This is a genomic window from Actibacterium sp. EMB200-NS6 (assembly GCF_001305615.1).
In the GTDB taxonomy this organism is placed as follows: Bacteria; Pseudomonadota; Alphaproteobacteria; order Rhodobacterales; family Rhodobacteraceae; genus Actibacterium_A; species Actibacterium_A naphthalenivorans.
Genome location: NZ_CP010869.1, coordinates 1,599,490 through 1,618,847 on the forward strand (window position 1 = coordinate 1,599,490; position 19,358 = coordinate 1,618,847).

Sequence of the window (19,358 nt, forward strand, 5' to 3'; positions counted from 1 at the left end):
TTATCCTATTCCGTTTCGCCTGGCGCCGCGACACGGAAGACAAGCAGATACAGCGCCGGGATGAACAGGAGCGTGACCAGCGTTCCGACGATGATGCCACCGATCATCGCATAGGCCATCGGCCCCCAGAACACCTGCCGGGCGATCGGGATCAGCGCCAGGCTGGCGGCGGCCGCGGTCAGCAGGATCGGGCGGGCGCGGCTGTCGCTAGCCTCGAATACCGCATCCCAGCGGGATTTGCCGGCCTTGCGCAGCTCTTCGATCTCGTTGACCAGAATGATCGAGTTCCGGATCAGGATGCCGACCAGCGCCAGCACCCCGAGGATCGCCACGAAGCCAAGCGGGGCGCCCGAGGGCACCAGCGCCGCGACGACGCCGATCAGGCCCAGCGGGGCGGCGCAAAGAACGATCAGGCTGAGCCGGAAGCTCTGCATCTGGATCATCACCAGCGTCACCATGATGATCAGCATCAGCGGCACGACCTGCACGATCGGCATGACCGAGTCGCTGGTGGTTTCCTGTGTTCCGCCAACCTCGATCCGGTATCCGGCGGGCAGGGTTTGCTCGAATTCCCGGATCTGCGGTTCAAGCGCCCGGACAACCGTCAGCGGCTGGTCGCGGGTCGCCACGGCGGCCTTGATGGTGATCGTGGGCACACGGTTGCGCTGCATGATCACCGGTTGTTCGGTGTCGTAGCGCAGCGTCGCCAGGCTCGAAAGCGGGATGGCACGGCCGTCGCGCGTGGTCAGCTGCAGGTCAAACAGCGATTCCACCGAACGGCGGTCTTCGTCGGCTCCGCGCACGATGATGTCCACCAGATATGTCTCGTCGCGCAGTTCGGTGATCAACTGGCCGTTGAAGACCGCGTTCAGCGACAGCGCAATGTCCTGCGCCGACACGCCAAGCTGGCGCGCCTTGTCCTGATCGACATCCACGCGCACCACCCGTGCAGGTTCGCTCCAGTCCAGTACGATCCCGGCCAGACGCTCATCCCCGGCAAGGATCGCGGCGAGGTCGCGGGCACGGTCGCGCAAGGCCGAAGGCCCGGGGCCCGATATGCGGTACTGCACCGGCTTGCCCACGGGGGGGCCGAGTTCGAGAAGCTTGGGGTAGATGTCGAAGCCGGCGAATTCCTCGGCCGCGCGCGCTTCGATCCGGGCCCGGACCCGGTCGCGCGCCTCGACCGATGTGGTGTTCAGAACGATCTGGCCCAGATAGGGGCCGGGTGTCGGCGCTTCGAAGGTGAGCAGGAAGCGCGGCGCGCCGCGACCGACATAGGATGTCCAGTATTCGATATCCTCGTCATCGGCGAAACCGGCCTCCAGCCGGTCCATCTGGCGGCGGGTTTCGGTGATCGAGACGTTCTGGCGCGCCGTGAAATCGACAATCAGTTCCGTGCGGTCCGAATTCGGAAAGAACTGCATCTGGACAAATCCCATGCCCCAGATCGACGCCCCGAAGATCGCCAGCGTCAGCGCGATGGTCAGCCAGCGCGCCCGCATCGCCGCCCGCAGGATCGTGTGAAAGGCCTTGCGGATCCGGCCCGGTGTGCCGTCATGGTGGGGCATGTTCGCCGGCAGCAGGGTGACCCCCAGAAGCGGCGCGAAAAGAACGGCCACCAGCCATGAGACAATCAGCGAGACGGCGATCACGACGAACAGCGAGAAGGTGTATTCCCCCGCGGCCGAATCGTTCAGCCCGATGGGGACGAAGCCCGCGACCGTGACAAGCGTTCCCGTCAGCATCGGAAAGGCGATCGAGGTCCAGGCGTAAGAGGCCGCCTTGGGCAGGCTTTCCCCCAGTTCCAGCCGCGAGATCATGGTTTCGATCGCGATCATCGCGTCATCGACCAAAAGCCCCAGCGCGATGATCAGCGCCCCCAGCGAAATCCGCTGCAGCGTGATCCCGTAGCGATCAAGGATCACGAAGGTGATCGCGAGAACCAGGGGAATGGTCAGCGTCACGACGAGGCCCGCCCGCAGCCCCAGGCTGACGAAGGTGACGGCAAGAACGATCGCGATCGCCTCGGCCAGGGCGCGCACGAAATGGCCGACCGCGTGCCGGACCTGATCAGGCTGATCCGCCACCCTGCTCATGTGGATCCCGACCGGCAGTTTCGCCTCGACCCGCGTCATCAACTGTTCCAGATCGTCGCCATAGTCCAGGATGTTGCCGCCCGTGCGCATGCCGATGACCAGGGCGATGCCCTGCTGGCCGTTGTAGCGAAACAGGTTGTCGGGCGGGTCTTTGTAGCCGCGCGTGATCTCGGCAATGTCGCCGATGTTGAAAAAGCGGTCGCCGACCCGCAGGTTCACCGCCGCCAGGCTGTCGGCGTCGGTGAACTGGCCGCCGACACGCACGATCACCTGTTCGTCGCCGGCGTCGATCACGCCGGAGGGCACGATGGCATTCTGATCCGCCAGAGTGGCCACCACCTCGCGCTGGTCAAGCCCCAGCGCCGCCAGCCGCCGCGTCGAGAACTCCAGATAGATCGCCTCGTCCTGGGCGCCGATAAGGTCGATCTTGCCGGCGTCGGGCAGCGCCTCTATCTCCGTGCGCACCGCCTCGACGTAATCGCGCAATTCGCGCGGGGTGAACCCGTCGGAGGTGAAGGCATAGATGTTGCCGTACACGTCGCCGAAACTGTCGTTGAACTGGAAGCCGGCGAATTCCTCGGGGAAATCGGCGCGGATGTCGGTCATCATGTTGCGCACCTGCTGCCAGATGCGCGGAATCTCCCGCGCGGGCGTGGTGGGCAGCAGGTCGACATACACCACGACCTGACCCGGCGCCGTCACCGAACGGGTGGCGTCAAGCTCGTTGAGCTCTTCCAGCTTCTTCTCGATCCGGTCCGTGACCTGGCCGAGCGTTTCGTCGGTATCGGCGCCGGGCAGGGCGGCCGCCACGATCATCGTCTTGATCGAGAAGCTGGGATCCTCTTCGCGCCCCAGGCCGATATAGGAAATGGTGCCGGCGATCAGCGAGGCGATCATCATGTACCAGACGAACGAGCGATGGCGCAGCGCCCAGTCCGACAGGTTGAAACCCCGCATCATTGCACCCGCGGCCCGACGCGCTGGCCCGCCTCCAGACTATGGACACCCCTGGTCACGATCTCGTCCCCCACATCGACGCCCGAGTGCACGCGCACCCGGCCATCGCCCAGCGGCGAAACCTCGGCCGCGATACGTTCAACCCTGTCTTCGGGCCGCTTCACCCGCCAGACATAACTCGCGCCGTTCTCCGACAGGATGGCGCTTTCGGGAACCGCGATCAGCGCGCCGCCACCGCCGATGAGATGTACGTGGACAAGCACCCCCAGCCGCATGGAGGCCGGCGGCTCCTTCAGTTCCAGATGCACCTGTCGCGTGCGGGTTGCGCTGTCGGCAACCGGTTCGATCTCGGTGACGCGTGCGGTGGTGCGGATGTCGCGAAAGCCGCGAAGCCCGACCTCGAACACGGCGTCGTCGCCAAGCGCCTCCACCGCGCTTTCGGGAAGATCGACAACCGCTTCACGATCGCGCGTTCCGGCAAGGCGCACCACCGGCTGCCCGGCCGACACGACCGCCCCGGCATCGGCGAGGACATCGGTGATGACACCGTCCAGCGGGGCCCTCAGCACAGCGAAGCCTAGCGCGTCTTCCGCCTTGGTCAGTACGGCGGTCGCGCGTTCCAGCTCTGCCTTGGCGGAGGAAAGCGCGCTGTCGGCGCTTTCCTGCTGCGCCACGGTCGCCACCCCGCGCGCCACAAGCGCGCGCGTGCGTTCCGATGCGCGCCGGGCCGTTTCCAGCCGCACCTTTGCGGCGGAAAGGCCGGCGGCCGCAGCCTGTCGGGCGCTTTCCAGATCGTCCGGATCAAGCTCGGCCAGCACGGAGCCACGGGCAACCACATCGCCAATCGACACCGGGCGGGAAATGATCCGCCCCGTGGCCTGAAACCCCAGATCGGTTTCGACGCGCGCGGCGACCGTGCCGGTCAGGTCGCGCGCCTCGATCTGGTTGGTGCGGACGATTTCGGAAACCACAGGCCGTGGCGGCAGCGCGGCAGGGTCATCTTCCTTGCAGCCGGCCAGCAGGCCGGCGATCGCGATCAGAAGGATCATGCGCATCATTCGGCCTTGCCTTCCCGGACGGGGCGCCCTGGATACAGTTGATGAGAGCCGTCGGCGACCACGAGTTCACCCTCTTCAAGCCCCTCCGAGATCAGCACGCGCCCGGTGAGATGCCGGGAGATCGTGACCTGGCGCAGATGGGCGGTCATGTCCGGCCGGTTCACGACCCAGACGGCCGGCCCCTTTGCGGTGGCTGTCAGAACCGTCCAGGGCAGGGCGAAAGCGGCGCCGGCGGAATAGCCGATCGCCCCCGCGACCGGCGCGCCCAGCCGGACCGACGGATCGGGGTTGTTCACCGAAACGCGCACCGTGATGCTGCCGTTGCGGGGGTCGAGCATCGGAGAGACCTCGCGCACCGTGCCTGTCATCATCAGGTCGGGCTGGTCCAGCATGCGCAGCTCGACCTCGGTGCCTTCGATCGGATGCGCCAGGAATGTGTCGGGCACCGCGAAAACCGCATCCAGCCCGTCATCCGCGGCAAGTTCGAAGACCGGGGTGGCGGGGCCGACGATCTGCCCCGGCTCGGCCATCCGCTCCATCACCGACCCGTCGAACGGCGCCCGCAACACGGTTTCATCAAGCGCGGCCTTGCTCTGGCTGATCTGCGCGTCGGCCTGTTTCAGGCGGGCCTGCAGCGTCTGCAACGCTTCGCTTGCCTCATCCAGAAGCACACGCGTGGTCACGCCCCGGTCGAACAGCGCGACCTGACGGTCGAAATCCTGCTTGGCCCGTTCCAGATCGGCCAGAATCGCCTCGCCTTCGGCCTCGGCCTCGCGCAGGCGTTCCAACGCCTGGGTCGCGTCGACCTGGCCAAGCTCCTGGCTCTTGATCACATGGTCGCCGGCGGTCACCTCGAGCGACAGGATGCGTCCGCCGTCACGGAAGGCGATCTGCGTGCTCTCGCGCGGCTCGATGTCGCCGGTCAGGCTTGCCCTGGAGATCACCGAGGCGAACTTGGCCTGCACCAGTGTAACGGGCAGGGGCGCGGCCTTCGGCGCGTCGCCCTGTGCCGTGTCCTGCGCCGCCGCCGCCGCTGCCGCGAGCGCGGCCGACAGGATGCCGGCAGTGACAGCCGCCAGGCCCCGGGCGATCGTTCTGGGATACCTGCACATGTGCCGCGTCTCCGATAACCAGTTCACTGTTATGCCGCTTCAGCGGTTTTTCCGGTTTCCCCATCTTGCCCGTAACAGCCGCGCCAAGCGAGTGTCAAGTGAGTTGGAACGCCTGTTCCAACTTCTTGCGTTGCGGCGCGGGCTGGGCGATTGTGCCCGCATGAAGGTTAACGAATCCCTCAGCCCGAACGGCCATGCCGCGCGCAGCGACGCCACCCGCGCAAAGCTGATCGCCGCCGCGATCGAGGCGTTCGGGGCGCATGGCTACGGCGCCACCCGTCTGCGCGATCTCGCCCGTCGCAGCGGCGCGGGCCTGGCGGCGGTATCCTATCATTTCGGCGGCAAGAAAGAGCTTTACCTGGCCGCGGCAGGGGTGATCGCGGGGGGTATTCGCGACCGGTTCGATCCGGTGGCCGAAGCGCTCGTTCACGGGCCGGAGCGTGACCCCGTCCGGCGGCTCGAGCAGGCCCTGACCGCCATGTTCCGGATCGTCGTCTCGGCGCAGATTCCGCCCGCCTGGATCCAGTTCATGTCGCGCTGCGAACGGGAGAATGACGAGGCGTTCGGCATTATTCAGGATCAGGGGGTCAGCCGGCTGGTGCAGGCGGTGGCCTCGGTTCTGGCGACGGTCGAGAACGGCGCGGGCGGCGGGGTCGATCTGCGGATGCGGGTGGCGGCGATGATCATGATGATCTTCAGCCTGCGCAGCCAGCGGAACCTGACGCTTTCGGTTCTGGGCTGGGACGAGATCGGCGCGGCCGAGATCGCCCGGATGGAGGCGTTCATCCGACAGATCGGGGTGCGCGATGCCATTGGTGGCCCGCAACACCCCTGAGCGCGGCCGCTCACGCGAAATGGCAGGCCACTTTCTGATCTTCCTCGCCGTCCGCCTTGCGTTCCAGCACTGGCGGATTGTCCGCGCAAAGCGCCTGCGCCTTCGGGCAGCGCGTCCGGAAAACGCAGCCGGAGGGCGGCGCCATCGGCGAGGGCAGATCGCCCTCAAGCTGGATGGTGGTCTTGTTGCGCTCGATCTTGGGGTCCGGGATCGGCACCGCCGACATCAGCGCCTGCGTGTAGGGATGCAGCGGCTTGCCGAAAAGCGCGTCGCGCGTCGCGATCTCCATCACCTTGCCCAGATAGAGCACCATGACCCGGTTAGAGATGTGGCGCACGACGCTCAGATCATGGGCGATGAAGATCAGCGAAAGCCCCATCTCCTGCTGCAGCCGCATCAGCAGGTTGATCACCTGGGCCTGAATCGACACGTCGAGCGCCGACACAGGCTCGTCGCAGATCACCAGCTTGGGCTCGACGATCAGGGCACGGGCAATGCCGATGCGCTGACACTGGCCGCCGGAAAACTCATGCGGATAGCGGTTGATCTGGTTGGGCAGCAGGCCGACCCGCTCCATCATCTCCTTCACCCGCGCCTTGACCCGGGGCGCCGAAAGATCGCGCCGGTGGGTGCGCAAGGGCTCGGCGATGATCTGGCCCACGGTCATGCGCGGATCAAGCGAGGCGAGCGGATCCTGGAACACCATCTGGATCTGCGAGCGGTATTTCATCATGCGCGACCGCGACAGCCCCAGCAGGTTTTCCGAGCCCAGCCACAGCGCGCGACCCTCGCCGGGCACCAGCCGGATCAGGGCGCGGGCGAGGGTGGACTTGCCGCAGCCGCTTTCGCCGACGATGCCCAGCGTTTCGCCCTGTTTGAGGGTGAAATCCACGCCGCTCACCGCCTGCAGCCGGCGCGGCGGGGTCCAGGGCATGTCGCCATCGCGGTGGATGTCGAAGTTCACGCGCAGATCCTCGACTTTCAGCAGATCGGTCATGTCAGCTCCTCCGGTTTGCGGATGCAGGCGCGGCTTCGGCCGGGGGCGAAGCGGTCCAGCGGCGGCACCGCGGCGCGGCAGTCTTCGCCGGCCCAGCGGCAGCGCGGTTCGAACGGGCAGCCCGCGGGCGGGTGCAGCATGTTGGGCGGGCTGCCGGGGATGGTGTCGAGCGCATGGGTGGCCACATCCACACGCGGGATCGCCTTGAGCAGGCCGCGCGTATAGGGGTGTGACGGGGTTTCGAACAGCGGATCGGTGGGGGCCTGTTCCATGATCCGCCCGCCATACATCACCAGAACCTCTTCGCAGAAGCCCGCGACCACGCCCAGATCATGGGTGATCAGCAGCACGGCCATGCCGAATTCCTGTTGCAGCTCGGCGAACAGATGCATGATCTGCGCCTGCACCGTCACATCCAGCGCCGTGGTCGGCTCGTCGGCGATCAGAAGCTGCGGCCGGGCCAGCAGCGACATGGCGATCATCACCCGCTGCCGCATCCCGCCGGAAAACTCGTGCGGATAAAGCCGCACGCGGGCCTTGGCATCGGGTATCTTCACCGCGTCGAGCATCCGGACAGAGGCCGCCACCGCATCGCGCTTGCTCATCCCCTTGTGCTGGGTCAGCACCTCGGCCATCTGGTCGGACACCCGCATATAGGGGTTGAGCGATGTCATCGGATCCTGAAACACCATGGCGATCTCGGCGGCACGGATCCGGTTCAGCACCGACAGCGGCGCGTTCAGGATTTCCTGCCCGTCGAACATGACGGAACCGGTGGCGCGGCCGTTGCGGGCCAGCAGGCCGAGCGCGGCAAAGGCGGTCTGGCTTTTGCCCGAGCCGCTTTCGCCGACGATGGCAAGGGTGGCGCCGGGCGCGACCGACAGGCTGACGTCGCTGACCGCGCTGACGGTGCCGTCATTCGTGTCGAAATCGACCGAGAGATTGCGGATATCAAGCAGGGCCATGTCAGCGGTCCTTCGGGTCAAGCGCATCGCGCAGGCCATCGCCCACGAAGAAGAAGCCGAACAGGGTGATGACGAAAAAGAACAGCGGGAAGGCAAGCTGCCAGAGCGTGCCGTATTGCATCGTCCCCGCGCCTTCGGAGATCAGCGCACCCCAGGAGGTCAGCGGCTCCTGCACGCCGAGACCCAGGAAGCTGATGAAGCTTTCGGTCAGGATCATCAGCGGCACCAGAAGCGTGGCATAAACGGCCACCACCCCCAGAAGGTTGGGCACGATATGCCGGATGATGATGCGAAAGCCGGAAACGCCGGTGGCGCGCGCGGCCTCGATGAATTCCTTGTTCTTCAGCGAAAGGGTCTGACCGCGCACGATGCGTGACATGTCGAGCCACGACAGAAGGCCGATGCCCACGAACAGCATCCCGATCGAGCGGCCGAAGATCACCAGCAGCAGGATCAGCACGAACATGTAGGGGATGGCCATCAGGATATCGACGGCGCGCATCATCAGGTTGTCGAGCGCGCCGCCGGCATAGCCCGCAACCGCGCCGTAAAGCGTGCCCGCGATCACCGCGATCCCCGCGCCCACGATGCCCACCATCAGCGATACCTGCGTGCCCTGAACGACCCGCGCGAACAGGTCGCGGCCCAGATCGTCGGTGCCGAAGTAGTGGCCCGTCTCGAACGAGGGGCCGCCCAGTTCCGCCACCTGGCCGATGATCATGAAGTCGATCTCGTCAATGGAAAACCGCGCCAGAAACGGCCCGGTCGCGGCGAAGATCAGAACCAGTACCAGGACCACGAGCCCGGCCATCGCGGCACGGTTCCTCAGGAAACGTTTGCGCGCATCGGTCCAGGGCGACCGGCCCTTCACCTCCTGCTCGACCAGCCGGTCGGCCAGGCTGGTCATTTTCTCTTTTTCGATGATCATGGCTCAGTACCGGATTTTCGGGTCGATCCAGGCGTAGAGGATATCGACGACAAGGTTGAAGATGATGGTCAGCCCGCCCACCAGAATGGTGATGCCCATCATCACGGAATAGTCCCGGTTCAACGCGGCGTTGACGAAGAACAAGCCGATGCCGCCGGTGGAAAAGAACATGTCAATCACCACTGAACCGGTGATCATGGTCACGAAGGCCGGGCCGAGATAGGAAATCACCGGCAGCAGCGCGGGTTTCAGCGCGTGGCGCAGGATCACCCGGCGGGTCGGCAGACCCTTGGCGCGGGCGGTGCGGATGTGATTGGCGTTCAGCACCTCGAGCATCGAAGAGCGTGTGATCCGCGCGATAGAGGCCATGAAACTGGTCGAAAGCGCGATCACCGGCATCACGAGGAACTGCCATTCGCCCCCTTGCCAGCCGCCGCCGGGCAACCAGCCCAGCCACAGGGTGAAGACCAGAACCAGGATGGGCGCCATCACGAAATTGGGCAGCACCTGCGCCCCGACCGAGATGCCGACGGCCAGGTAATCCAGCCAGCTGTTGTGATAGACCGCCGCCAGCACGCCCAGCGTACAGCCCGCCAGCACCGCGACGACGAAGGATATCGTGCCGTAGGTCAGGGTGATCGGAAAGCCCTGGGCAATGATCTCGTTCACACTCCGGTCCTTGTAGACGAAGGAGGGGCCGAAATCGAACCGGGTGGTCACATCCGTCACATAGGTCAGGATCTGTTTCCACAGCGGCTGATTCAGCCCGTATTTCGCCTCGAGATTGGCCATGATCTCGGGCGGGACGGCGCGTTCCTGGGTGAAGGGGCCGCCGGGGGCCGCATGCATCAGCACATAAGACAGAATGATGAGGATAAGCAGTGTAGGCACGGCCACGGCCAGCCGTTTCAGTATGAAGTTGAACATGGGGAGCAAACCGCCGGATGACACAAAGGGGTGGGGCGCCCGACACGGGGCGCCCCGCGCAACGGGTTATTCGGCGGTGATATATAGATCGCGCGAATACCAGTTCTGCATCAGGTTCTCGACGGGCCAGCCCTTGGCCTCGGGCTTGAGCATGATCACGCCGGTGTACTGATAGATCGGCGCGAAAGGCATCGCCTCGGCCAGCATCGCCTCGGCGGCGGTATAGTTCGGCTGCGGGTCGGCCATGGTCTTGGATTCGGCCATCAGGCGGTCATATTCCGGATCCGAATATTTGGCGTTGTTGTGGCCCGAATAGCTGGTCATCAGATCCAGATAGGTCGAAGCTTCGTTATAGTCGCCGCACCAGGCATAGCGGCCGATTTCGTAATCGCCCTTCTGCATCTTGTCGGTGTGGACCTTCCATTCGTAATTCGCCAGCTCGGTCTCGACGCCCAGCGTCTGTTTCCAGAACTGCGACGCGGCGATGGCGATCTTCTTGTGCCCCTCGTCGGTGTTGTAGTTGATGGTGACCTTCAGCGGGTTGTCCTTGCCATAGCCGGCCTCGGCCAGCAGCGCCTTGGCCTTTTCATTGCGCTCGGCCTGAGTCCATTCCGCCCATTCGATCGGCGGCAGCTTGAAGCCCGCGGTCGCCTGATGGGTGAAGTTGTAAGACGGGTACTGGCCACCCTGCAGGATACGCTCGACGATGATGTCGCGGTCGATGGCATAGGACAGCGCCTTGCGCACGCGCACGTCCTTCAAGTACTCCGGCCCGTTCTCGCCCATGTTGAAGAAATAGATGTAGGAGCAGGAGCGGGGGAAGGAATAGGCCTCTTCGGGGTACTCGGCCTTGAGCCTCGGGTACTGGCCGGCGGGCACATCGGTCTTGTCCAGCTCATCGGCCAGATAGCGGGTCAGCGCCTGGTTTTCGTCATTGATGATCAGGGCGACGGTCTTGTCGATGATCGTTTCATCGTTATTCCAGTATTCGGGATTGCGTTCGCGCACCACGCGTTCACCCGGCTGGTATTCGGTCAGCACATAGGCGCCGTTGCCGACAAGATTGCCCGGCCTGGTCCATTGATCGCCCAGTTCCTCGACAACGGCCTGCGGCACCGGGAAGGTCGAGGAATGGGTGAGCATCGAGATGAAATAGGGCAGGGGCTGGTCGATCGTCACCTGCAGCGTCTTGTCGTCGAGTGCCGTCACACCCAGCTCTTCGGGCGGCAGTTCGCCCTTGGTGACCGCCGAGGCGTTGGTGACGCCCATCAGCTCCATGTACCACGCATATTCCGAAGCTGTCGCCGGATCGACCAGCCGGCGCCACGCATAGACGAAATCCGACGCTTTCACCGGCGTGCCGTTCGACCATTTCGCATCGCGCAGGGTGAAGGTATAGGTTTTCTTGTCTTCGCTGAGCGTATAGCCCTTGGCCGCGCCGGGCACCTGATCGCCGATCGCATCATCGTTGAAAAGCCCTTCGAACAGGTCGCGCAGCACGCCGGAGCCGTCGACATCGGTGTTGATCTGCGGGTCGAAGGATTTGATGTCATCTAGAACGCGGTAGGTGAACACCTGTTCGTCGGCGAGCGCCACGCCATCTTTCATGTGGCTGGCCGCGAGCGCCGCCGTCGCCAGCGACGTGCCGAGCAGGAATGAAAAAAGCAGTGTCCGTTTCATAGATGACCTCTTTGCCGTGTGGTTGAAAACTGCGCCGCCCGAACGATGCCGTTGCCGGGGCATAGGCTTACTGCACCACCAACGATTGCAGAGTTCAAGACGGGCGAGCCCTTACGTCGAGTAATATTCTGATTTGAAGAGATGAGGCAGGGCCAGGGGCATCGGGCTTATCAGTGCTGCGCATTTTTTGGCGAATACGGTCTGGCGGGGCGGAAAGCTGACGTTTTTCCGGGCAGACCGTGATCGGACGGGCGCCGCATTCCTGAAACGGGCCTTCCTCGCGCCCCCGAAGCGATTCTGCGCGCTGCGGCGGATCTTGCCGTCAGGTCTATTCCAGCTCGCCCAGCCGCCCGCGAAGCTCCTCGACCTCTTCGAGATAGACCCGGCCCGCCTCTCCCAGCGCGCGGCGTGTTTCCAGGGTCAGCAGCCGCAGCATCGAGACCGCGCCAACATAGGAATCCGCGAACTGGGGTGTGTCGACGGCGCATTCGAGCGTCCATGTCGCGAAGGCCGGGGCGGCCCGGATGGTTTGGTCGGCGATCAAAAGGATGCTGGCGCCACGCTCCGCGATCTCCTCGACCGCGCGGACGAAACCCGATGGGCGCCTGCGAAGGCCCACGATGATGGCGAGATCGCCCTTGCCAAGCATCGAGATGCCCTCGGCCTGGGTCTGCCCCGGCAAGAGCAGCGGCGACACGCCGGGGCGCATCTGTGCGAGCTGGGCCGTGGCGTATTGTGCCAGGAAATGGCTGTTGCGGTAGCCCAGGGTGCGGATGCGGGGCGCTGTCGCGATGGCCTGGCCGATTTCCTTGATCGTGAGCGGATTCACCCGGGTCAAGGTTGTCTCGAGCAGGGCGATCTCACTGCGGATCAGCTCTGATACGGGGTCGCTCCTGTCCGTAGATTTGCGCCCGGTGTAGAGCGGTGATCCCAGCGCCCGCATCCGGCGTGCGTCCTGCCGGGCCTCTTCGAAATTGCTGTAGCCGAGGCGCCGGAAGAACCGGCTGACGGTTGCATTGGATACACCGGCCTGACCGGCCAGTTCCGAGGCGGTGAACACGGCGAGCTCGGCCGGGCTTTGGAGAATGGTTTCCGCGATCCGCCGTTCGCCCTCGGATAATCCCGAATATGCCTCATGAATACGCCGCGCCATCGTTTGGCTGCCGATTTTTGCTTGATTATTGGGCATGCTTTGACTCCGGTGGAGAAAATGAGATTTCATTATTTACTGACTGATGGAAAAATATTTTCGTCACGTCGTCAAGACTCGCAATCTGGGGATATTCGCGCGGTGTCACACATAGCGATCAGAGCAAAGCGATTGAGCCTGAGAGTCAACTGGGGCGTGGAGCGTATCTGCGTCGCGCTTCTGGCGGTGCTGGTTCTGGACGTCTGGCTGGGCATTCTGGTGCGGTACGTCATCCCCCTGCCGCTGACCTTCACCGAGGAACTGGCGCGCTACCTGATGATCTGGATGGCGCTTCTGGCGGTGTCGTCGGGCATCGCGCATCGCGAGCATATCGGCGTCGAGTTCATCTTCGGGCGTCTTCCGGCACGGGTGCGGCGCTGGCTGGCGGTCTCTTTCGATGTGATCGCCTTCGTCTTTTTCTTCGCGCTTTTCTTCTATGGCATCGGTTTCGCCGCCAAGGGGTTTTCGCGCCTGACCATGATTTACGACATGCCCAAGGGGTATCCGTTCATGGGTGTCCCGCTGGCGGCCGCTGTTGCCTGTATCCAGTTGGCCCTGATCGGCATCCACGACTATTTCGCCGAAAGCGCGCCAGAGGCGACCGGTGCCACCATTGTTCCGACGGGAGATAACTGATGGGTACCTTGTTGGTGGCAATCGCGTTCTTCGGGTTGATGGCGATCGGAATGCCGGTGGGCTTTTCCATCGGCGTGGCGGGGATGATCGGCATTCTGGATATGGGGCCGCGCTTCATGCAGATGGCCCCCGACCGGATCTTTGCCGGGCTGGATCTCTTTCCCTTTCTCGCCATGCCGTTTTTCATCCTTGCGGGCGAGATCATGAACCGTTCGGGCATCACGCAGGGGCTGGTGAAGCTCGCCGATGCGCTGGTGGGCTGGATGCGCGGGGGCATGGCGCATTCCAACATGGTGGCGAGCGTGATGTTCGCGGGCATCACCGGCTCGGCCACCGCCGATGCGGCGGCCTTTGGCAACACGATGGTGCCGGCGATGCAGAAGGCGGGCTACACGCGCGCTTATGCGGCCGCGGTCACCGCCGCGGGCTCGATCATCGGGCCGACCATCCCGCCCTCGACGCTGGCGATCATCTATGGCTCGATCATGGGCGTGTCGATCGCGGGGCTGTTTGCCGCGGGCATCCTGCCGGGCTTGCTGATCTGCGGGATCTGCATGGGCGTCATCGCGCTGACCGCGCGGCGCAAGAACCTGCCCAAGGGCGCGGGGCGCCCGAGCTTCCGTGCGGTGGCGCAGGCCCTGCGCGAAGGCTTTCTGGCGGCGCTGCTGCCGGTTTTCATCCTGGGCTCGATCCTGGGCGGGTTCGCCACGCCAACCGAGGCGGCCGCCATCGCCGTGGCCTACGCGCTGTTCGTCGGCGGGGTGATCTACCGCGCGCTTTCCTGGCGCGATCTGTATGAGATCGGCGTGCGCACCACCCGCATCACCGGGGTGATCTTCCTGATCATCGCCTCCGCCTCGATCCTTGGCTGGTGGATGACGTTCAACCGTATTCCGCAGGCCATCGCGACAGGGCTGCTGGCGGTGTCCGACAACCCGCAGATCATTATCGCCCTGGTGCTGATCTTGCTGCTGCTGATCGGGCTGGTGATGGATATCAACGCCACGCTGATCATCCTTGCCCCGGTGCTGGCACCGCTGACGGTGCAGATCGGGATGGAGCCGGTACATGCGGGCATCATGATCATTCTCGCGCTCAATATCTCGCTGATGACGCCACCGGTGGGGGCCTGCCTCTTTGTGCTGGCCTCTGTCACCGGCGAGAAGGTCGAGGCGATCACGCGCGAGCTTTGGCCCTTCATCATCGCCGAGGTCGGTATCCTTCTGGTGATCGCCTTCTGGCCCGGCCTCACGCTTTTCATACCAAGACTGCTGGGGCTCTGACCCCGGTGCAATTCCCAACAGGAAAGGAACTATCCATGTCGATCCTCAAATCCGCCTCCCTGGCGCTGGTCGGGCTCTGCCTCGGTGCAAGCGCGCAGGCCGCCGATATCACCATCCGCCTGGCGCATCTCAATCCCGAAGACCCGTTCGCCAGCCATTCGGGCGCGATGTCGGCGGTGTTCAAGTCGCTGGTGGAATCCAATTCGAACGGCCGTATCGAGGTGCAACTGTTCCCCAACGGCCAGCTTGGCAAGGATAACGAGGTGATCGAACAAGTGCGTTCGGGCCTCGTGGAAAGCACGATCTCGTCGTCGGGCGGCATCGCGCAGCACTATCCGCTGGTCGGCGTGTTCGACATCCCGTTTGCGTTTCCCAACATCGGTGTCGCGTCCAAGGTGATTGACGAAGACAGTTCCTTCGGTGAAAAATTCGTAGCCGATCTGGAGGAAAAAACGGGCCTCGAAGTGCTCGGCCTTCTGGATTCCGGCGGGTTCTTCGCCTTCACCTCGGGCAAGGCGCCGATCGCCTCGGTGGCCGACATGGAAGGCCAGCGCATCCGCACCATGACCTTGCCGACGCATGAAACGATCATCTCGTCGCTGGGCGGCCAGCCGACCGCGCTGCCCTGGGCCGAGGTCTATACCGCGCTGCAGACGGGTGTCGCCGATGGCCAGATGAACCCGGTGCCGATCATCGCCTTCGCCAAGTTCGACGAGGTGCAGAAATACCTCTCGATCACCAACCACCTGATCACGCCCTATATCTGGACGATGAACGCCGAGTTCCTGGCCTCGCTCAGCGAAGAGGATCAATACCTGATCAACTGGGCCTCTGATGTGGCCACCGATGCGGGCCGCGCCATGAGCCGCGTGATCGAAGCCTCCGACAAGGGTCTTCCCGCACTTGCCGCCAAAATGGAGGTCAACGTCGTGACGCCCGAGGAGCAGGCCAAGTTCGCCGCCGCCGCCCAGCCGGCCGTGCGCACTCTGATCGAGGAAAAATACGGCACCGAGGGCGCATCGATGCTCGAAGCCATGCTGACCTCGATCGACGAGGAAAAGGCCGGCTTCTGATCCCAGACCGGCCCGGGCGGCGGTGTGCCGCCCGGGCCACCGCCCACCGGGGCCAATAATTCCGAGGATTCCATGACCACTGAAATCTCACGCGCTCCAGGCACGCCGGAGGGCTTTACCCTGCGTCTCAACCAAGGGGCGAGACGCGACAATCCTTGGACGGCGGCACAGAACGCGATTCTGAGCGACGCGGGGCTGAACGCGGCCTTCGATGCGATCTCCGGCTGGCCGGGCTATGCGCCCACGTCGCTGGTGGCGCTGCCCGCGCTTGCGGCAGAGCTCGGCATCGCCACGCTGCACTACAAGGATGAGGGCGGCCGCTTTGGCCTGGGCAGTTTCAAGGCGCTTGGCGGGGCCTATGCCGTGGCCCGGCTGCTCAAGGCGGAACTGTCAAAGGCGCTGGGGCGCGAAGTCACGATGGATGAGGTGACACGCGTGGCCTATCCCGATCTTGCCGCACGGATCACCGTGTGCTGCGCGACCGATGGCAACCACGGGCGTTCGGTCGCCTGGGGTGCGCGCAACTTCGGCTGCGCCTGCGTGATCTTCATCCACGCCACGGTCTCCGAGGCGCGCAAGGCGGCGATCGAGGCTTACGGCGCCGAGGTCCGCCGCTGTGACGGGAATTACGACGACAGCGTGCGCGTGGCGCAGGAAACCGCCACGAAAGAGGGATGGTTCGTGGTCTCCGACACCTCCTACGAAGGCTATATGGACGTGCCGCGAGACGTGATGCAGGGCTATGAGGTCATGGCGGCGGAGGCTTTTGACGCGCTCGACACACCGCCGACCCACATCTTTCTGCAGACCGGCGTGGGCGGCATGGCCGCCGCGGTTACCGCCCTGGCGGTAAGGCGCTGGGGCACGCGCCGGCCACGGATCATCCTGTGCGATCCCGACCGCTCCGCCTGTTTTCTGTCTTCCTTTCGCGCGGGCAGGCCCACGGCGGTCGCGGGCGATCTCGATACGCTGATGGCCGGGCTGGCCTGCGGCGAGGTCTCTGCGCTCGCCTGGGAAATCCTGCACGACCACGCCGATGCGGTCCTGGCGCTGACCGATGACGCCGCCGTAGCGGCGATGCGCCGGCTGGCGCGGCCGGCCGGCGGCGACGCGGCGATCGTGGCCGGGGAATCCGCCGTGGCGGGGCTGGCCGGGCTGGCCGCCGCGCTGCGCGATGCCGAGGCGCGCGCGATGCTTGGCCTTGATCCGTCTTCGCGCGTGCTGCTGTTCGGCACCGAAGGCGATACAGACCCCGCGCTTTACACGCAGCTTGTCGGCCTGACCGCAGATGCGGTTCGCGAGGGTGCGCGATGAAGGCCGAGATCAGCCCCGGGCGGCTGATGGCGCGGATTGCCGCCCTCGGCCGGATCGGCGCGCTTGAAGGCGGCGGCGTCTGCCGCCTGGCGCTGAGCGATGCCGACAAGGCCGGGCGCGACTGGCTGGTTGCCGAGATGGAGGCCCTGGGCCTGACCGTTTTCATCGACGCGATTGGTAATATCTGGGGGCTGCGCGCGGGCAGGGGTGCAGGCGCGCCGGTCATGATCGGCTCGCATATAGACACGGTCGCCACCGGCGGGCTCTACGATGGGGCTCTGGGCGTTCTGGCGGGGCTGGAGGTTGTGGCCGCGCTCGATGGGGCCGGGATCGAAACCGCGATGCCGATTGCCGTCGCCGCCTTCACCAACGAAGAAGGCGCACGGTTCGCCCCTGACATGATGGGCTCGGGCGTCTATCAGGGCGCGCTTGATCTTGACGCCATGCTTGCCACGCGGGCCACCGATGGCGGCGGGGTGGTGGGCGAAGCGCTTGACCGGATCGGTTATCGCGGCACGGACGCGCCGATCACGCCCGCGGCCTATCTCGAACTGCACATCGAACAGGGGCCCGTGCTGGAGCAGGAAGGTACACGCATCGGCGCGGTCACCGGCGTGCAGGGCATCCACTGGACCGAGTTCACGGTGCATGGCCAAAGCAACCACGCCGGCACGACGCCGATGGCGCTGCGCCGCGACGCGGGGCAGGTGGCCATGCGGATCGCGCTGGCCGCCGACCGGATCGCGGCCGAGCTTGGCCCGCCGCAGGTGGCGACTGTGGGGGTGTTCGAACTGTCGCCGGGGCTGATCAACGTGGTGCCCGAACAGGCGCGTCTGACGGTTGATCTGCGCAACACCGATGGCGCGGCGCTCGACGCCGCAACCGCGCGCCTGCTGGCCGAGGCCGGAGCCGCGGCCGAAGCGGCGGGCTGCACGGTGGAACACCGCGCGCTCGCCCGGTTCGCGCCGGTGGTCTTCGACGAAGCGCTGGTGGGCAAGGTCGCGCAGGCGGCCGCCGCGCGGCAGTTGAGCGTCAAGCGCATGCCGTCCGGGGCGGGGCATGACGCACAGATGTTCGCCCCCGATTGCCCGACGGCGATGATCTTCATCCCCTCGGAAAAGGGGCTGAGCCACAACATAAAAGAACACAGCGACAAGCGGGATATCGTGGCGGGCGCACAGGTGCTCCTCGATCTCGTTTGCGATCTGGCAGGAGCAAAGACATGAGCAGAAAAATCGTGGTCGCGGGCGCGCAGATGGGGCCGATCGCCAGGGACGAGCCGCGCAGTGCTGCGGTGGCGCGCATGTGCGCGCTGATGCGCACGGCCCATGCCCGTGGGGCCGGGCTGGTCGTTTTTCCCGAACTGGCACTGACGACATTTTTCCCGCGCTGGTTCATGGAAAACCCCGCCGAGATCGACGCGTGGTTCGAAACCGAAATGCCGAACGCCGACGTCGCGCCCCTGTTCGATCTGGGCAGGGAACTGGGGATCGGCTTCCACCTTGGCTACGGCGAGTTGACGCCGGAAGGGCGGCATTTCAACACCGCGATCATTGTGTCGGCCGCGGGCGAGATCGTCGGGAAATACCGCAAGATCCACCTGCCGGGCCACCGCGAAAACGAAGACTGGCGGCCTTTTCAGCATCTCGAAAAGCGGTATTTCGAAAAGGGCGACCTGGGCTTTCCTGTGTTTGACGCCTTCGGCGGCAAGCTCGGCATGTGCATCTGCAACGATCGGCGCTGGCCAGAGACATGGCGGGTGCTGGGGCTGGGCGGGGCGGAACTGGTGGTTCTGGGCTATAACACGCCGGCGCATTACCCGCCCGCGCCGGAACACGATCATCTGCAGTATTTCCACAACGAACTGTCGATCCAGGCGGGCTGTTACCAGAACGGATTGTGGGCGGTGGCCGTGGCGAAGGCCGGGGTGGAAGAGGGGAGCGAGCTGATCGGGGGCAGCATCATCGTGGCGCCGACCGGCGAAATCCTGGCCCGTGCCGCGACCAGCGCCGACGAGGTGATCACGGCAGAGATCGACCTGGACCGCTGCGCTGAAATCCGCAGCAACGTCTTTGACTTCGCGCAGCATCGCGAGCCTTCGGATTATGCGGCCATCACGGCGCCAAAGCCAACGGGATGAACTGGTTTCGCCGCGCGCAGCCCGGCTGCCGGTCGGGCTGTGTTCGGGCATGCTGCGAGGCTGCGCGGACTTGTGAATTTCGAGGGTTTCACGAACGCGTGTCTTGTCATATAACGCATTGAAAAGGTTCGTTTGTGCGTGTTTTCCGGACTCTTCTTGATGGGCGGA

16 protein-coding genes are annotated in these 19,358 nt (G+C 64.9%); 7 read left to right on the top strand and 9 right to left on the bottom strand.

The window, feature by feature from the left end; translation table 11 throughout:
• Positions 1 to 5 precede the first annotated feature (5 nt).
• From TQ29_RS07855 to TQ29_RS07865, 3 genes are read right to left on the bottom strand one after another with little or no spacing between them, the layout of a single operon-like run.
• Positions 6 to 3,053 carry an efflux RND transporter permease subunit gene (locus TQ29_RS07855; protein WP_054540369.1) on the bottom strand — a complete coding sequence of 1,016 codons (3,048 nt, stop codon included), beginning with the start codon at positions 3,051 to 3,053 and terminating at the stop codon, positions 6 to 8.
• Positions 3,053 to 4,111: an efflux RND transporter periplasmic adaptor subunit gene (locus TQ29_RS07860; protein ID WP_054538703.1), complete on the bottom strand. Its 1,059-nt coding sequence runs from the start codon at positions 4,109 to 4,111 to the stop codon at positions 3,053 to 3,055. The genes TQ29_RS07855 and TQ29_RS07860 overlap by 1 nt, the downstream gene beginning before the upstream one ends.
• On the bottom strand, positions 4,108 to 5,223 hold the full coding sequence (locus TQ29_RS07865) for an efflux RND transporter periplasmic adaptor subunit (RefSeq protein ID WP_054538704.1): 1,116 nt from the start codon (positions 5,221 to 5,223) through the stop codon (positions 4,108 to 4,110). The genes TQ29_RS07860 and TQ29_RS07865 overlap by 4 nt, the downstream gene beginning before the upstream one ends.
• A 160-nt stretch (positions 5,224 to 5,383) precedes the next feature.
• On the opposite strand from TQ29_RS07865, the gene TQ29_RS20885 reads away from it, so the two are divergent.
• Positions 5,384 to 6,058, top strand: coding sequence for a CerR family C-terminal domain-containing protein (locus TQ29_RS20885; RefSeq protein ID WP_162231818.1), 675 nt, complete (start codon positions 5,384 to 5,386; stop codon positions 6,056 to 6,058).
• A 10-nt stretch (positions 6,059 to 6,068) separates the two neighbouring features.
• Here TQ29_RS20885 and TQ29_RS07875 read toward each other — a convergent pair whose 3' ends face one another.
• The 6 genes from TQ29_RS07875 to TQ29_RS07900 all read right to left on the bottom strand — a co-directional run bounded on the left by TQ29_RS07875 (position 6,069) and on the right by TQ29_RS07900 (position 12,744).
• Complete coding sequence (locus TQ29_RS07875) at positions 6,069 to 7,055, bottom strand: oligopeptide/dipeptide ABC transporter ATP-binding protein (protein WP_054538706.1); 987 nt, start codon at positions 7,053 to 7,055, stop codon at positions 6,069 to 6,071.
• On the bottom strand, positions 7,052 to 8,020 hold the full coding sequence (locus TQ29_RS07880) for an oligopeptide/dipeptide ABC transporter ATP-binding protein (RefSeq protein WP_054538707.1): 969 nt from the start codon (positions 8,018 to 8,020) through the stop codon (positions 7,052 to 7,054). The genes TQ29_RS07875 and TQ29_RS07880 overlap by 4 nt, the downstream gene beginning before the upstream one ends.
• Position 8,021: 1 nt before the next feature.
• The gene (locus tag TQ29_RS07885) at positions 8,022 to 8,948 is read right to left on the bottom strand and encodes an ABC transporter permease subunit (protein ID WP_369817381.1); all 927 of its coding nucleotides are present in this window, start codon (positions 8,946 to 8,948) and stop codon (positions 8,022 to 8,024) included.
• Between the two features lie 3 nt (positions 8,949 to 8,951).
• Positions 8,952 to 9,875: an oligopeptide ABC transporter permease OppB gene (gene oppB / locus TQ29_RS07890; RefSeq protein ID WP_054538708.1), complete on the bottom strand. Its 924-nt coding sequence runs from the start codon at positions 9,873 to 9,875 to the stop codon at positions 8,952 to 8,954.
• A gap of 66 nt (positions 9,876 to 9,941) precedes the next feature.
• The gene (locus TQ29_RS07895; RefSeq protein WP_054538709.1) at positions 9,942 to 11,555 is read right to left on the bottom strand and encodes a peptide ABC transporter substrate-binding protein; all 1,614 of its coding nucleotides are present in this window, start codon (positions 11,553 to 11,555) and stop codon (positions 9,942 to 9,944) included.
• A gap of 328 nt (positions 11,556 to 11,883) precedes the next feature.
• On the bottom strand, positions 11,884 to 12,744 hold the full coding sequence (locus tag TQ29_RS07900) for a MurR/RpiR family transcriptional regulator (RefSeq protein WP_054538710.1): 861 nt from the start codon (positions 12,742 to 12,744) through the stop codon (positions 11,884 to 11,886).
• Positions 12,745 to 12,876: 132 nt separating this feature from the next.
• On the opposite strand from TQ29_RS07900, the gene TQ29_RS07905 reads away from it, so the two are divergent.
• The 6 genes from TQ29_RS07905 (at position 12,877) to TQ29_RS07930 (ending at position 19,190) form a co-directional block, all read left to right on the top strand.
• Entirely contained in the window at positions 12,877 to 13,380 is a 504-nt protein-coding gene (locus TQ29_RS07905) for a TRAP transporter small permease (protein ID WP_235974468.1), read from the top strand.
• Positions 13,380 to 14,663, top strand: a complete 1,284-nt coding sequence (locus TQ29_RS07910) for a TRAP transporter large permease (protein ID WP_235974469.1) — start codon at positions 13,380 to 13,382, stop codon at positions 14,661 to 14,663. Before TQ29_RS07905 ends, TQ29_RS07910 begins: the two co-directional genes overlap by 1 nt.
• 35 nt (positions 14,664 to 14,698) lie before the next feature.
• Positions 14,699 to 15,736 carry a DctP family TRAP transporter solute-binding subunit gene (locus TQ29_RS07915; protein ID WP_054538712.1) on the top strand — a complete coding sequence of 346 codons (1,038 nt, stop codon included), beginning with the start codon at positions 14,699 to 14,701 and terminating at the stop codon, positions 15,734 to 15,736.
• 72 nt (positions 15,737 to 15,808) lie between these two features.
• Positions 15,809 to 17,050: a diaminopropionate ammonia-lyase gene (locus TQ29_RS07920; RefSeq protein ID WP_054538713.1), complete on the top strand. Its 1,242-nt coding sequence runs from the start codon at positions 15,809 to 15,811 to the stop codon at positions 17,048 to 17,050.
• Positions 17,047 to 18,276 (top strand): M20 family metallo-hydrolase, encoded by a 1,230-nt coding sequence (locus TQ29_RS07925; protein ID WP_054538714.1) that lies wholly within the window; start codon positions 17,047 to 17,049, stop codon positions 18,274 to 18,276. Before TQ29_RS07920 ends, TQ29_RS07925 begins: the two co-directional genes overlap by 4 nt.
• Positions 18,273 to 19,190: an N-carbamoyl-D-amino-acid hydrolase gene (locus tag TQ29_RS07930; protein ID WP_054538715.1), complete on the top strand. Its 918-nt coding sequence runs from the start codon at positions 18,273 to 18,275 to the stop codon at positions 19,188 to 19,190. Before TQ29_RS07925 ends, TQ29_RS07930 begins: the two co-directional genes overlap by 4 nt.
• Positions 19,191 to 19,358 lie beyond the last annotated feature (168 nt).

Excerpts from the sequence above, each read along its gene's own strand:
- TQ29_RS20885 (WP_162231818.1), top strand. The coding sequence starts at position 5,384 with ATGAAGGTTAACGAATCCCTCAGCCCGAACGGCCATGCCGCGCGCAGC.
- TQ29_RS07910 (WP_235974469.1), top strand. The coding sequence starts at position 13,380 with ATGGGTACCTTGTTGGTGGCAATCGCGTTCTTCGGGTTGATGGCGATC.
- TQ29_RS07875 (WP_054538706.1), bottom strand. The coding sequence starts at position 7,055 with ATGACCGATCTGCTGAAAGTCGAGGATCTGCGCGTGAACTTCGACATC.
- TQ29_RS07920 (WP_054538713.1), top strand. The coding sequence starts at position 15,809 with ATGACCACTGAAATCTCACGCGCTCCAGGCACGCCGGAGGGCTTTACC.
- TQ29_RS07925 (WP_054538714.1), top strand. The coding sequence starts at position 17,047 with ATGAAGGCCGAGATCAGCCCCGGGCGGCTGATGGCGCGGATTGCCGCC.
- TQ29_RS07895 (WP_054538709.1), bottom strand. The coding sequence starts at position 11,555 with ATGAAACGGACACTGCTTTTTTCATTCCTGCTCGGCACGTCGCTGGCG.
- TQ29_RS07880 (WP_054538707.1), bottom strand. The coding sequence starts at position 8,020 with ATGGCCCTGCTTGATATCCGCAATCTCTCGGTCGATTTCGACACGAAT.
- TQ29_RS07915 (WP_054538712.1), top strand. The coding sequence starts at position 14,699 with ATGTCGATCCTCAAATCCGCCTCCCTGGCGCTGGTCGGGCTCTGCCTC.
- oppB (WP_054538708.1), bottom strand. The coding sequence starts at position 9,875 with ATGTTCAACTTCATACTGAAACGGCTGGCCGTGGCCGTGCCTACACTG.
- TQ29_RS07900 (WP_054538710.1), bottom strand. The coding sequence starts at position 12,744 with ATGCCCAATAATCAAGCAAAAATCGGCAGCCAAACGATGGCGCGGCGT.
- TQ29_RS07860 (WP_054538703.1), bottom strand. The coding sequence starts at position 4,111 with ATGATGCGCATGATCCTTCTGATCGCGATCGCCGGCCTGCTGGCCGGC.
- TQ29_RS07930 (WP_054538715.1), top strand. The coding sequence starts at position 18,273 with ATGAGCAGAAAAATCGTGGTCGCGGGCGCGCAGATGGGGCCGATCGCC.
- TQ29_RS07865 (WP_054538704.1), bottom strand. The coding sequence starts at position 5,223 with ATGTGCAGGTATCCCAGAACGATCGCCCGGGGCCTGGCGGCTGTCACT.
- TQ29_RS07885 (WP_369817381.1), bottom strand. The coding sequence starts at position 8,948 with ATGATCATCGAAAAAGAGAAAATGACCAGCCTGGCCGACCGGCTGGTC.
- TQ29_RS07855 (WP_054540369.1), bottom strand. The coding sequence starts at position 3,053 with ATGCGGGGTTTCAACCTGTCGGACTGGGCGCTGCGCCATCGCTCGTTC.